The 13,459-nt window shown below is 54.2% G+C and carries 15 protein-coding genes and 1 other annotated feature; of the genes, 11 read left to right on the top strand and 4 right to left on the bottom strand.

Annotated features, from left to right (window positions below; genetic code table 11):
• Window positions 1-39: 39 nt before the first annotated feature.
• The 11 genes from rplT to selO all read left to right on the top strand — a co-directional run bounded on the left by rplT (window position 40) and on the right by selO (window position 9,827).
• Window positions 40-396, top strand: coding sequence for a 50S ribosomal protein L20 (gene rplT / locus AC07RN_RS01295; RefSeq protein ID WP_012017122.1), 357 nt, complete (start codon window positions 40-42; stop codon window positions 394-396).
• A gap of 118 nt (window positions 397-514) precedes the next feature.
• Window positions 515-638 (top strand) — a sequence feature (Phe leader region).
• Window positions 520-564 carry a pheST operon leader peptide PheM gene (pheM, locus tag AC07RN_RS01290; protein WP_001386830.1) on the top strand — a complete coding sequence of 15 codons (45 nt, stop codon included), beginning with the start codon at window positions 520-522 and terminating at the stop codon, window positions 562-564. Its footprint overlaps the feature before it by 45 nt.
• Before the next feature lie 40 nt (window positions 639-678).
• Entirely contained in the window at window positions 679-1,662 is a 984-nt protein-coding gene (gene pheS, locus AC07RN_RS01285) for a phenylalanine--tRNA ligase subunit alpha (RefSeq protein WP_012017123.1), read from the top strand.
• Between the two features lie 14 nt (window positions 1,663-1,676).
• Window positions 1,677-4,064 (top strand): phenylalanine--tRNA ligase subunit beta, encoded by a 2,388-nt coding sequence (pheT, locus tag AC07RN_RS01280; RefSeq protein WP_478335383.1) that lies wholly within the window; start codon window positions 1,677-1,679, stop codon window positions 4,062-4,064.
• Between the two features lie 4 nt (window positions 4,065-4,068).
• On the top strand, window positions 4,069-4,368 hold the full coding sequence (gene ihfA / locus AC07RN_RS01275) for an integration host factor subunit alpha (protein ID WP_003857805.1): 300 nt from the start codon (window positions 4,069-4,071) through the stop codon (window positions 4,366-4,368).
• Window positions 4,369-4,467: 99 nt separating this feature from the next.
• Window positions 4,468-5,448: a vitamin B12 ABC transporter permease BtuC gene (gene btuC, locus AC07RN_RS01270; RefSeq protein ID WP_478335786.1), complete on the top strand. Its 981-nt coding sequence runs from the start codon at window positions 4,468-4,470 to the stop codon at window positions 5,446-5,448.
• Between the two features lie 32 nt (window positions 5,449-5,480).
• Window positions 5,481-6,032, top strand: a complete 552-nt coding sequence (locus tag AC07RN_RS01265) for a glutathione peroxidase (protein ID WP_449553397.1) — start codon at window positions 5,481-5,483, stop codon at window positions 6,030-6,032.
• Window positions 6,032-6,787 carry a vitamin B12 ABC transporter ATP-binding protein BtuD gene (gene btuD / locus AC07RN_RS01260; RefSeq protein WP_478335382.1) on the top strand — a complete coding sequence of 252 codons (756 nt, stop codon included), beginning with the start codon at window positions 6,032-6,034 and terminating at the stop codon, window positions 6,785-6,787. Before AC07RN_RS01265 ends, btuD begins: the two co-directional genes overlap by 1 nt.
• Before the next feature lie 72 nt (window positions 6,788-6,859).
• A complete protein-coding gene (locus AC07RN_RS01255) occupies window positions 6,860-7,324 on the top strand; it encodes a C40 family peptidase (protein WP_012017128.1) in 465 nt (154 codons plus the stop codon).
• A 285-nt stretch (window positions 7,325-7,609) separates the two neighbouring features.
• Window positions 7,610-8,323 carry an EAL domain-containing protein gene (locus tag AC07RN_RS01250; RefSeq protein WP_478335381.1) on the top strand — a complete coding sequence of 238 codons (714 nt, stop codon included), beginning with the start codon at window positions 7,610-7,612 and terminating at the stop codon, window positions 8,321-8,323.
• 61 nt (window positions 8,324-8,384) lie between these two features.
• Window positions 8,385-9,827, top strand: coding sequence for a protein adenylyltransferase SelO (selO, locus tag AC07RN_RS01245; RefSeq protein WP_478335380.1), 1,443 nt, complete (start codon window positions 8,385-8,387; stop codon window positions 9,825-9,827).
• Here the strand turns inward: selO and AC07RN_RS01240 are convergent.
• From AC07RN_RS01240 to chuS, 4 genes are read right to left on the bottom strand one after another with little or no spacing between them, the layout of a single operon-like run.
• A complete protein-coding gene (locus AC07RN_RS01240; RefSeq protein ID WP_478335379.1) occupies window positions 9,824-10,603 on the bottom strand; it encodes a heme ABC transporter ATP-binding protein in 780 nt (259 codons plus the stop codon). The two genes, selO and AC07RN_RS01240, sit on opposite strands and share 4 nt — an antisense overlap.
• Window positions 10,596-11,588, bottom strand: coding sequence for a FecCD family ABC transporter permease (locus tag AC07RN_RS01235; RefSeq protein ID WP_478335378.1), 993 nt, complete (start codon window positions 11,586-11,588; stop codon window positions 10,596-10,598). The genes AC07RN_RS01240 and AC07RN_RS01235 overlap by 8 nt, the downstream gene beginning before the upstream one ends.
• Entirely contained in the window at window positions 11,588-12,409 is an 822-nt protein-coding gene (locus AC07RN_RS01230; protein WP_478335377.1) for a heme/hemin ABC transporter substrate-binding protein, read from the bottom strand. The genes AC07RN_RS01235 and AC07RN_RS01230 overlap by 1 nt, the downstream gene beginning before the upstream one ends.
• On the bottom strand, window positions 12,406-13,434 hold the full coding sequence (chuS, locus tag AC07RN_RS01225; RefSeq protein WP_478335376.1) for a hematinate-forming heme oxygenase ChuS: 1,029 nt from the start codon (window positions 13,432-13,434) through the stop codon (window positions 12,406-12,408). Before chuS ends, AC07RN_RS01230 begins: the two co-directional genes overlap by 4 nt.
• Between the last annotated feature and the right edge of the window lie 25 nt (window positions 13,435-13,459).

Below are 13,459 nucleotides of genomic sequence, written 5' to 3'. Positions count from 1 at the left end.
TTTTAACTTTTTAATTAGAATAGATACAGGAGAGCACATATGGCTCGCGTAAAACGTGGTGTAGTTGCCCGTGCACGTCACAAGAAAATTTTGAAACAAGCCAAAGGCTACTACGGTGCGCGTTCACGCGTATACCGCGTTGCCTTCCAGGCTGTTATCAAAGCTGGTCAGTATGCTTACCGTGACCGTCGTCAACGTAAGCGTCAGTTCCGTCAACTGTGGATTGCGCGTATCAACGCAGCAGCACGTCAGAACGGTATTTCTTACAGCAAATTCATCAACGGCCTGAAAAAAGCCTCTGTTGAAATCGATCGTAAGATTCTGGCTGACATCGCAGTATTCGACAAATTAGCGTTCACCGCTCTGGTCGAAAAAGCGAAAGCAGCACTGGCATAAGCCAGTTGAAAGAGGGGGCTTTGCTCCCTCTTTTGTTTCACAGGGCCATCAAGTAATTGACAATTCCCCGTCTAGCCTTTCCAATAAGGCCTTACGGCATGTACCACATAAGGTAACGCAAGCATGAATGCTGCTATTTTCCGCTTCTTCTTTTACTTTAGCACCTGATTTCAGGAGGCTAGCGCATGAAAGATGAAACGAAAAACAGCGCCAGAAAGCCTCCTGATGGAGGCTTTTTTTGTTTCTACTGCTGATGAATATCGCCACATAACGAGGAAAAACATGTCACATCTCGCAGAGCTGGTTGCCAATGCAACGGCCGCCATTAATCAAGCCTCAGATGTTGCCGCATTAGACAATGTCCGCGTCGAATATCTGGGTAAAAAAGGGCATTTGACCCTTCAAATGACCACGCTGCGGGAGCTGCCGCCTGAAGAGCGCCCGGCTGCAGGTGCGGTCATCAACGAAGCTAAAGAACAGGTTCAGCAAGCGTTAAACGCGCGTAAATCTGACCTGGAAAGCGCCGCATTGAACGCGCGTCTGGCTGAAGAAACGATTGATGTTTCCTTGCCGGGGCGTCGTATCGAGAATGGCGGCCTGCATCCGGTGACTCGTACCATCGATCGCATTGAAAGTTTCTTCGGTGAGCTCGGCTTTACCGTGGCGACAGGCCCGGAAATCGAAGACGACTACCATAACTTCGATGCACTGAATATTCCTGGCCATCATCCGGCACGCGCTGACCACGACACTTTCTGGTTTGATGCTACGCGTTTGCTGCGTACCCAGACCTCTGGCGTGCAGATCCGTACCATGAAGGAACAAGCACCGCCGATCCGTATTATCGCGCCGGGTCGCGTATATCGTAACGACTACGATCAGACCCACACGCCAATGTTCCATCAGATGGAAGGCTTGATTGTCGATAAAAACATCAGCTTTACCAACTTGAAAGGCACACTTCACGACTTCCTGAACAACTTCTTTGAAGAAGATCTGCAGGTTCGTTTTCGTCCATCCTATTTCCCGTTCACTGAACCGTCTGCGGAAGTTGATGTGATGGGTAAAAACGGCAAATGGCTCGAAGTTCTGGGCTGCGGCATGGTTCACCCTAATGTTCTGCGCAACGTGGGTATTGATCCGGAAATCTATTCCGGCTTTGCCTTCGGTATGGGCATGGAGCGTCTGACGATGCTGCGTTATGGCGTAACCGATTTGCGCGCATTCTTCGAAAACGATCTGCGTTTCCTCAAACAGTTTAAATAAGACAGGACAGAACAATGAAATTCAGTGAACTGTGGTTACGCGAATGGGTAAACATGACTCTTGACAGCGAAGCGCTTTCTAATCAAATCACCATGGCCGGTCTGGAAGTGGATGGCGTTGAGCCGGTTTCCGGCGCTTTTAACGGCGTAGTTGTCGGTGAAGTGGTCGAATGCGGCCAGCACCCAAATGCTGACAAGCTGCGTGTGACAAAAGTGAACGTTGGCGGCGAACGCCTGTTGGATATCGTCTGTGGCGCGCCAAATTGCCGTAAAGGACTGAAAGTAGCCGTGGCTACTGTGGGCGCGGTTCTGCCGGGCGATTTCAAAATCAAAGCCGCCAAACTGCGTGGCGAGCCGTCAGAAGGGATGCTGTGCTCCTTCTCTGAGCTCGGGATTTCCGACGACCATAACGGCATCATCGAACTTCCTGTCGATGCGCCGATTGGCAGCGATATTCGCGAATTCCTTAAGCTCGATGACAACACGATTGAAATCAGCGTCACCCCGAACCGTGCCGACTGCTTAGGCATTATCGGCGTGGCTCGCGATGTGGCCGTACTGAATCAAACCGATCTGAACGCGCCAGAAATCGCGCCAGTGGCGGCAACTATTACCGACACGCTGCCGATTCAGGTTGAGGCCGCTGATGCGTGCCCGCGTTATCTGGGTCGCGTAGTGAAAGGCATCAACGTTAAGGCGCCAACGCCGCTGTGGATGAAAGAGAAACTGCGTCGCTGTGGCATTCGTTCTATCGACGCGGTTGTTGACGTGACCAACTTCGTGCTGCTCGAACTGGGCCAGCCGATGCATGCTTTCGATAAAGATCGTATCGACGGCGGCATTGTGGTGCGTATGGCGAAAGAGGGTGAAACCCTGGTTCTGCTCGACGGTAGCGAAGCGAAACTCAACGCAGACACCTTAGTTATTGCTGATCACAACAAAGTGCTGGCTATGGGCGGCATCTTTGGTGGTGAACATTCAGGCGTGAATGACGAAACCCAGAACGTTCTGCTGGAATGCGCATTCTTCAGCCCGCTGTCTATCACCGGTCGCGCACGTCGTCATGGTTTGCATACCGATGCATCTCACCGTTATGAGCGCGGTGTTGATCCAGCGCTTCAGCATATAGCGATGGAGCGTGCGACTCGCCTGCTGATCGACATTTGCGGCGGTGAAGCAGGTCCTGTCATTGATGTGACCAACGAAGCAACGCTGCCAAAACGTGCAACCATCACGCTGCGCCGCTCTAAACTTGATCGTCTGATTGGCCATCATATTGCCGATGCGCAGGTCAGCGACATTCTGCGTCGCCTGGGCTGTGAAGTCACTGACGGTCAGGATCAGTGGCAGGCCATTGCGCCGAGCTGGCGTTTTGATATGGAAATCGAAGAAGATCTGGTGGAAGAAGTGGCGCGTGTATACGGCTACAACAATATTCCCGATGAGCCGGTACAAGCAGGTCTGATCATGGGCACGCACCGCGAAGCCGATCTGTCGTTAAAGCGTGTGAAAACCATGCTTAATGACAAAGGTTATCAGGAAGTGATTACCTACAGCTTCGTTGATCCAAAACTGCAGCAGCTGGTGCATCCGGGTCACGAAGCCCTGATTCTGCCGAACCCGATCTCCAGCGAAATGTCTGCAATGCGTCTTTCCCTGTTGACTGGTCTGCTCGGCACCATCGTTTATAACCAGAACCGTCAGCAGAGCCGCGTCCGTATCTTCGAAACCGGTCTGCGTTTTGTTCCTGATACGCAGGCTAACCTGGGCATTCGCCAGGATCTGATGCTGGCAGGTGCCATCTGTGGCAATCGCTACGAAGAGCATTGGGATCTGACGAAAAACAGCGTTGATTTCTACGATGTGAAAGGCGATCTGGAATCTGTTCTCGATCTGACCGGTAAATTATCTGAAATCGAATTCCGTGCTGAAGCCTGCCAGGGCCTGCATCCGGGTCAAAGTGCTGCCATTTATTTACACGATGAACGCATTGGTTTCATTGGTGTTGTTCACCCAGAGCTTGAGCGCAAACTGGATCTCAATGGCCGTACGATGGTGTTTGAGCTGGAGTGGAACAAGGTCGCAGACCGCGTCATTCCTCAGGCTCAGGACGTTTCTCGCTTCCCGGCGAACCGTCGTGATATCGCCGTTGTGGTGGCTGAAAATGTGCCCGCAGCAGATATTTTGGCCGAATGTAAGAAAGTTGGCGTAAATCAGGTAGTTGGCGTAAACTTATTTGACGTGTACCGCGGCAAGGGCGTAGCAGAAGGTTTTAAGAGCCTCGCTATTAGCCTTATCCTTCAGGATACCAGCCGTACACTCGAAGAAGAGGAGATTGCCGCTACCGTCGCCAAATGTGTAGAGGCATTAAAAGAGCGATTCCAGGCATCATTGAGGGATTGAACCTATGGCGCTTACAAAAGCTGAAATGTCAGAATATCTGTTTGATAAGCTTGGGCTTAGCAAACGGGATGCCAAAGAACTGGTAGAGCTGTTTTTCGAAGAGATCCGTCGTGCTCTGGAAAACGGTGAGCAGGTTAAACTGTCCGGTTTTGGCAATTTTGATTTGCGAGACAAAAACCAACGTCCGGGCCGTAACCCGAAGACGGGGGAAGATATTCCCATTACAGCCCGCCGCGTGGTGACCTTCAGACCCGGACAGAAGTTAAAAAGCCGTGTCGAAAACGCAACGCCCAAAGCAGAGTAATTGAACTAACTAAAAAGGCCGCTCATGCGGCCTTTTTTCTTTGCTCTCTCGTGTACCCGCCGTAAAATCAATGACATCTCCCACATGAAAACAAAACCTATGCATGATTATGCCTATCGTCAACATCGCTCCGATCTGCGCGGGTTGCTCGTGCTGGTGGTATTACTTGTCGTCGCGGTGACGGTCAGTCTGTGTGCGGGCGACCAGTGGATTGGGCCAGAAAACTGGCTGAGCGATCAGGGCCAGCTCTTTGTGTGGCAAATCCGTTTGCCGCGCACAGTGGCGGTGATACTGGTGGGCGCCGCGCTCGCCTTGTGCGGGACGATGATGCAGGCGTTATTTGAGAACCCACTGGCAGAGCCAGGTTTGCTTGGCGTCTCGAATGGCGCAGGCGTTGGGCTTATCGCGGCCGTGATGTTAGGCCAAGGGGCGCTGTCAGGCTGGAGCGTCAGCGTCTGTGCTATCGCTGGGGCATTGCTGATCACGGTGATTTTGCTTCGCTTTGCCAGACGGAATCTATCAACCAGCCGATTGTTACTGGCCGGTGTGGCGCTAGGGATTATCTGTAGCGCCCTGATGACATGGGCGGTGTATTTCTCAACATCATTTGATCTGCGCCAACTGATGTACTGGATGATGGGAGGATTCGGTGGCGTAGACTGGCGTCAGGGCTGGTTAATGCTGCTGCTGGTTCCCATCATTATCTGGGCCTCCTGTCAGTCAGCGCCACTGAACATGCTGGCCTTAGGCGAAACCTCGGCCCGCCAACTCGGTTTGTCGATCGACATATGGCGCAAAATACTTGTCGTCGCGATTGGCTGGATGGTAGGCGTGAGCGTCGCTCTCGCGGGGGCGATTGGATTTATCGGCCTTGTCATCCCGCATATGCTGCGCCTCGGCGGAATGACCGATCACCGTACATTATTGCCCGCATCCGCTGTTGCCGGTGCCGCGACGCTGCTCATCGCCGACATTGTTGCCCGTCTGGCCCTCACCGCGGCAGAGTTACCCATCGGCGTCGTGACAGCTACGCTGGGCGCACCTGTGTTTATCTGGCTACTATTAAAGGCCGGACGTTAGATCCGACATTGTAAACCAACTAAGGGGACGCTATGCAGCACGACATTCTGAACACCGAAGTTACAACCATTGATGGCGAAACAACAACGCTGGAAGGCTACAAAGGTAAAGTGTTGTTAATCGTGAACGTTGCGTCGAAATGCGGTTTGACGCCGCAGTATGAACAGTTGGAAAACATCCAGAAAGCCTGGGAGAAGGATGGGCTGGTGGTTCTCGGTTTCCCGTGCAATCAGTTCCTGGGTCAGGAGCCGGGTAGCGAAGAGGAGATCAAAACGTTTTGCAGCACCACCTATGGCATCACGTTCCCGATGTTCAGCAAAATTGATGTGAACGGTGAAAATCGCCATCCCCTCTATCAAAAGCTGATCGCCGCCGCTCCAACAGCCGTCGCGCCAGAACAAAGCGGATTCTACGAACGTATGGCGAGCAAAGGACGTGCGCCGCTATACCCGGATGATATTTTATGGAATTTCGAAAAATTCCTGATTGGCCGGGACGGGCAGGTTGTACAACGCTTTTCCCCGGATATGACGCCAGAAGATCCTATTGTGATGGAATCTATTAAGCTGGCGCTGGCGAAGTAATGACCGTGCTGATGCAGTTGTCTGGCGTGGCGCAGAAGGGAAGGCTAGAGCCGATAAACGCGGAGGTTCGCTCGGGCGAGATCGTGCATCTTGTGGGTCCCAACGGTGCTGGTAAAAGTACGTTGCTGGCCCGTATGGCTGGGCTGACCATGGGTGAGGGAGAAATCACATTGCTGGGACGCTCACTTCGCGAGTGGTCTCCCGTCTCGCTGGCTCATCGACGCAGCTACCTTATCCAGCAACAGATGCCACCTTTTGCCATGCCCGTCTGGCACTATCTGGCACTGCATCAGCATGATAAAACCCATTCCGCATTGCTTGAGGATGTCACAGGCGCTCTAGGGTTGGAAGATAAACTCGCACGCAACGCCAGCCAACTCTCCGGTGGCGAGTGGCAGCGCGTGCGCTTGGCTGCCGCGATCCTGCAAATCCATCCGGCGGGGAATCCCCACGGGAACGTATTGTTATTGGATGAGCCGATGAGCGGTCTGGACGTGGCTCAGCAGGCCGCGCTGGACAAGTTATTAAGTCTGCTTTCTGGCAAAGGCATCGCCATCGTGATGAGCAGTCACGATTTGAATCACACGCTGCGCCACGCCCACCGGGTGTGGCTATTAGCGCGCGGGACGTTGTTAGCCAGCGGCGCGCGCGACAGTGTACTGACGCCGCCCAATCTTGCGCGGGCTTACGGTATGCCTTTTCGTCGCCTGGATATTGAAGGGCACAGAATGCTTATTTCGACCGTTCAGGAATAGCGTTTCTTGCAAGGTTCCGTAATCACAGGCTAAATTACGGAAAGGATAAAAAAGCAGAGGATTCGTCTGGAAATGCGATTCTGGTTAATCATTGTGGGCATGTTATTACTTGCAGGATGCAGCAGTCATCGTGCACCCCCCCCTAATCCGCGGTTATCGGACTCTATTACCGTGATCGCTAACCTTAACGACCAGTTGCAACACTGGCGCGGGGCACCGTATCGCTATGGTGGAATGAGCCGGGGTGGCGTGGATTGTTCAGGCTTCGTGCTTATGACTTTCCGCGACAAGTTCGATCTGCAACTCCCACGCGAAACGCGAATGCAGGCTGAAATCGGTACAAAAATAGATAAAGACGATTTATTGCCGGGCGATCTGGTGTTTTTTAAAACGGGCTCAGGTGAAAGTGGCCTCCATGTTGGCATTTATGATACCGACAACCAGTTTATTCATGCCTCAACCAGTCGCGGTGTGATGCGATCATCTCTGGATAATGTCTACTGGCGGAAAAACTTCTGGCAGGCTCGACGTATATAGCAGGTCGTTTCTGTTTCCTTCTGGCGCGGTCATCTGAACCGCGCGCATTTTTAAGTTATCCAGTTTGAGTTAAATCTATATGTAATTAATTATGTCGATAAGTGGCTGTTTTCGCTAAAACTGGCTATTACACCATAACCAGGATAAAATTATTTTAGATTGAAGGAAAAATCTTAAAAATAAAAAGGAAACAATGAAATTAATCTTTTTAAAATCAATAAAGTTGAATTATTTTAGCAATTGCTCCAGGATGCTCGTTATCTACTTAAACGCGGGGCCGGCGCAATGATTGTCACCCTGAATAATCCTTATCACTCTGAACTATTATTACTTCCTGCTCGCAATTGCGCGGGGGAGCTAAAAGGTTTAGAAATCTTTGCTCACTTTGTTGGCGTGGGAACTGACGTCCGTATTCCAACGGAACTGGTCACCCCGCATCTCAGTGCGGTAGACGAGTTAGCGCTGTTTCACGAAAAGCTGGAATTGCTGGATTCCTGTAAACTGTTTTTTATTCAGCATCACCTTATTGCCTGGATAAATATAACACCGGCTATTGTTGAGTATCTATTGGCAGACGGGAATGCCACAACAATATTAGAACGCTATCCATTTCTCGAGTTTACGGTTAATGAGAGTTTTCCCGGTTTAAATAATGGAAAAGACGATCCTGTGCTTGCGAGAATGGCAATCCATTTCCCGATGGTGTTAGCTGACTTTGGGGCGGGAACCGCATCTAACAAAGCCGTTTTTGATGGATTGTTTAAACGGATTGCACTGGATAAAGGATTTATCCATGCGCGTGTTGCCGAGTTTTCGTTTGAACCCTTTATGCGGGCGATTCTGGCGCAAATTACGCCCTATTGCCAGGGCGTGATCGCCGCGGGCGTTGACGATGAAGACATCTTGCGACGTATGCTGCCGTTCAACTTCAGCGCCATGCAAGGCAATTTGTGGTCAGCGGTGACTGCTGAGCAAGTCACGACCCTCGTTCAACGATAACCCTTCATTTCGCCCGTGTTTAAGTGCGGGTAAACCCTCTACACTTAAGGCAGGAGGACCTATGACCCTGTCTTTTACTGCTCACTGGCATGACGAACTACCCGGCTTTTACACTGCGCTCAATCCCACTCCGCTGAAGAATGCCCGTTTGATCTGGCACAACGCCAGTCTGGCGAATGATTTAGGCGTTCCTGCATCATTATTCCAGCCTGAGACCGGCGCCGGAGTATGGGGCGGAGAAACGCTGCTTCCCGGCATGCATCCGCTGGCACAGGTCTACAGCGGCCACCAGTTTGGCGTGTGGGCAGGACAGCTCGGGGATGGGCGTGGCATCTTGCTGGGCGAACAACAGCTCGAGAACGGACACACCGTCGACTGGCATCTGAAAGGCGCTGGCTTGACGCCGTATTCGCGTATGGGCGACGGACGCGCAGTGCTTCGCTCAACCATCCGCGAAAGCCTGGCGTCAGAAGCGATGCATGCCCTGGGAATCCCCACCTCGCGCGCGTTATCCATTGTCACCAGCGATACGCAGGTTGCCCGCGAATCGATGGAGCAGGGCGCAATGCTAATGCGTATTGCACAAAGCCACGTTCGATTCGGCCATTTTGAACATTTTTACTATCGCCGGGAACCAGAAAAGGTCTGCCAGCTCGCTGACTTTGTCATTGAGCATCACTGGCCGCAATGGCAGAACGACGCTGATAAATATGTTCTTTGGTTCCAGGATGTAGTGGCGCGTACGGCATCGCTGATGGCCTGCTGGCAAACCGTGGGCTTCGCGCACGGGGTGATGAACACCGACAACATGTCTATTCTCGGGCTGACCATTGACTACGGCCCGTACGGCTTCCTCGATGACTATCAGCCCGATTTCATCTGCAACCACTCTGATTATCAGGGGCGCTACAGTTTTGAAAATCAGCCTGCGGTTGGGCTGTGGAACTTACAGCGTCTGGCACAATCTCTTTCGCCCTTTATTGCTGTCGAGGCCCTGAATGAGGCGCTGGATCGGTATCAGGAAGTGCTGATGCAGGAATACGGCAAACTCATGCGCCGCAAGTTGGGGCTGATGACGCAGGAGAAAGGGGATAACGATATCCTCAACGCGTTGTTTGCGCTCATGGCGCGTGAAGGCAGCGATTATACACGCACGTTCCGCATGCTCGGGCAGACCGAAAAGCACAGCGCCGCTTCGCCATTACGCGATGAGTTTATCGATCGTCAGGGCTTTGACAGCTGGTTTGCGACCTATCGCGAGCGTCTGCAGCGTGAGGAAACGCCAGATGACGCCCGCAACGCGCACATGAATGCGGTCAACCCGGCTATGGTCTTGCGCAACTGGCTGGCGCAGAGGGCGATAGATCAGGCCGAGCAGGGCGATTATGCTGAGTTGCATCGATTGCACGACGCCTTACGCACGTCGTTTAACGACAGAGATGATGACTACGTCAGCCGCCCGCCGGACTGGGGCAAACGGCTGGAAGTCAGCTGTTCCAGCTAGGGTGCGAGAAAGACCTGCGGAGTGGCGCTGGTCGGATGCAGGCCAACGTGAACCTGGGCGCCATACCAGCGCGCCAGGTCGTCGGCCTGTAAAACCACGTTGGACGCGCCTTGCGAGACGATTTTCCCTTCATGCAGCAGCACGATCCGATCGGCCCACAGCGCGGCCAGATTGAGATCGTGCAGCACCACACAAATGTGTAGATTTCCTTTTACGGTTAAGGATTTCAACAGCCGCAGCAGATGTTGCTGGTGGTAAAGATCTAACGCCGACGTCGGTTCATCAAGGAATAGCCAGCCGCGCGGTGCCCCGTCGCACCAGAGTTGAGCCAGAGCCCGGGCAAGCTGAACGCGCTGCTGTTCGCCCCCCGACAAGGCCGCATATTTTCGTCCTGCCAGCGGCGTACAGCCCGTTATCTGCATCACATGTGCAATAACGGCATCTTCCGGTTGCGGGGTCCACGGCGATCTGCCCATTCCAATAACGGCCTCAATGGGCCAGTCAAATCCGAGCTGTGTCTGCTGGCGCATCACTGCGCGATGACGCGACAGCGTCTGCGTGCTCCACCTTTCCAGCGGTTTTCCAGCCAGATGACAGCTGCCAGACGTCGGTGAAAGATAGCCCGTTAACAGGCGCAACAGCGTGGATTTACCCGCACCGTTGGGACCGATCAGCGCCATCATTTCCCCTTGATTCAGCGAAAGCGAGACGTCGTGAAGCACGGTTTTATCCGCGATACGGTAGGTCAGAGCCTGGGCCAGAAATTGTTCAGCCAATGTGTCCTCCTCGACGGAAAATGAGCCACAAAAACCATGGCGCGCCGAGCAGACTGGTCAGCAATCCCACGGGCATTTCTGCGGGTGCGACGACGGTGCGCGCGAGGGTATCGGCGATCAATAGCAAAACAGCGCCCGCCAGCACTGAGCCTGGGATAACTGCCCGGTGATCCGCGCCCAGCCACATCCGCATTAAATGCGGAACCACTAAACCGATAAAGCCAATCACACCGCTCACCGCCACCGCGGACGCCACCAGCAACGCGCTGCACAGCAGTAAAACACGCTGCACGGCGCGGACGTCGACACCCAGATAATGCGCCTCTTCATCACCCAACTGCAGCAGATTCAGTGCACCGGACAAGCGCCAGATAATCATTACGGTGGGGATCATCAGTGAGGCAGCGGCCAATAATGTTGACCACTGTGCAGACCCAAGACTGCCCATGCCCCACAGCGAAAGCTGACGCAGTTGCGCGTCATTGCTGACCCATGACATCACCCCCACAATCGCACCGCACAGCGCATTTATCGCAATTCCCACCAGCAGCAGGCGCGACAGGGAGCTGTCCCGCTGTTGGCTAAGCAAGAAAATCACCAGTGTGGCTGCCAGAGCGCCAACGAAAGCCGCCAGCATCGGCGCATAGAGCATCAGCAATGCCGGGAGTGAAAAGGGCAACACCACCCACAGCGCGACGGCGCAGGCTGCGCCGCTGCTGATTCCTAGTAATCCAGGATCGGCCAGCGGATTGCGAAACAGACCCTGCATGACGCAGCCCGCCAGCGCCAGCGAACCGCCAATCACCACCGCCAGCAATACGCGCGGGAGGCGAATAGTCAGCCAGATCTGGCGCAGGGCTTCATCGTGACCGCTCCATAGCAGAGTGACCGGCAGGCGCAACGCGCCAAAACCGGTCGCCAGCAGCGTCATTAACGCCAGCGAAAACGCCAGCATCCATAGTGACAGCACGATGCGGCGAGCCATCAGGGTAACTGCTCCGCTTTGTCGCGCAGTTGCTGAATGGCGTGCGGCGTGCGGACGCTAAACCCGAGCAGCGCCATGTCGTCTATCTGCAGGATCTGTTTGTTCCGTCCCGCAGGCGTTTGCGACAGACCTGGCAGCTTCCACAGATTTGCTTCCCCGCCGATGGCCTGTACGCCGGCCTGCGAAATCACCACCAGATCGGGCTGGCTGGCGATCACGCCTTCCTGTGACAGGGGCTGGTAGCGAGAAAATCCCTGCATGGCATTATGCAAACCAGCGGCGCGAATCGCCGTATCCGCCGCGGTTTGTTGCCCGGCGGCCATCGCGCTCATCCCGCCGTGACTGAGAATAAACAGCACACGTTTATTGAGTGGTGATGTCGGTAACGCGGCCAGTTCCTGTTGCACGGTTTTGCGCAGAGCATCTCCCTGCACGACGCGATGGGTTGCTTGCGCAATCACGCGGATCTTCTCATCGATCGCGCTCAAATTGTTACCGCCCGGCACCGTCACCACGTTCACGTTGCTTTGCTCGACCTGTTTAAGCGCTAACGAAGGCTGCGCCTGCGCACTCGCCAGCACCAGCGTCGTGCGCATCGCCAGAATGCCTTCGGCGTTAAGCTGGCGCAGATAACCGACATCCGGCAACGACGTGACCTGCTGCGGCCACTGGCTGGTGCTGTCGCGTGCCACGAGAGAAGATTCGGCGCCCAGCGCATAGATAATCTCCGTGACGTCCCCGCCAAGCGCGACAATTTTCTCCTGCGGCGCAGCGAAAGCCGCCAGCGGGAGCGTGACAATCAGGGCAAACCATTTTTTCATGCAGCGAGCCCTTTTGGTGTCAGGGCGTCGATCTGCGCGCGCCACTGCGTTTGCTCCGGTTCGCCTTCGGTACGTTGGCCATAGAGTTGCGCAATCTGCGTGCCGTCTGCGGCGAACAGTTCGAGGCTGGTGACGTGGCCGTCGGTGGTTGGTTTACGCGTAATCCACGTTTCCGCGATCGTCTCTTCCAGTAAGTGCAGGGCAAACGTCGGATTGAAAATGTTCAGCCAGCCCTTCACCGGCACCACTTTTTCCACTGCGCCGGTAAAGATCTGCACGCAGCCACGGTTGCCCACGAAGACCATAATTTCGTTTCCGCTTTGATGCGCCGCATCCAGCAGTTGCGCCAACGCGGTATTGTCCACTTTGCAAGCCAGGTCATCACCCACCAGACGGAACGCCTGCTGACGGCTCAGACTGTGGCGCTTCAGGAGGCTAAAAAACTGATGCACGTCGGTCATGGATCGCCATTCTGCATCCACTTTTTCAGCATCGGGCGACGTGCTGTTGACCGGCTCATCGGCCGCTTTCAGTTCCAGCGGAGGATTATCGGCAATGATAAAACGGGTCAAAACATCGCCCCATGCACCAGCGTCGGTGTTATCGGTGGTATAAACCTTGAGCAGCGCATCGCCCTGATGGTCAAAGAATTGAATGCTCTGGCGTTCACCGCGTGCGGTGGCTTCGTTGATGTGAAACACGCTTGCCCATTGGCTCAGGAACAGGCGCAGATCCAGCGCGCGCGGGTTCAGCACCAGCCCGGCATGACCGTTAAGGTGTTGATGGGTGAATGTGCCGACTTGTTCGTGTACGGCGTATTCGTTGCGGCAGATGCATTTTGTTTCACCGACGGTTTCCAGTGCGCCGAGGATGGCACGGATGTCTTCATGCAAACGCCGGGCATCGTGGCCCACGCGGGCGAACGTCAGTTCGGCTTCGCTGATGTTCATCAGCCCGGCGATGTCACGCGCGTATTTTCCTGGGTTTTCTTCTTTTAGCTCAAGCCAGCGGGTGTAGTGATTCATTGTCTCTTCCTTTCGGATAAGGCCC

This window comes from Lelliottia sp. GFLA7 (assembly GCF_056490165.1).
Note: the sequence above shows the minus strand (reverse complement) of the source record. Positions and strands in the feature narration are given on the sequence as shown.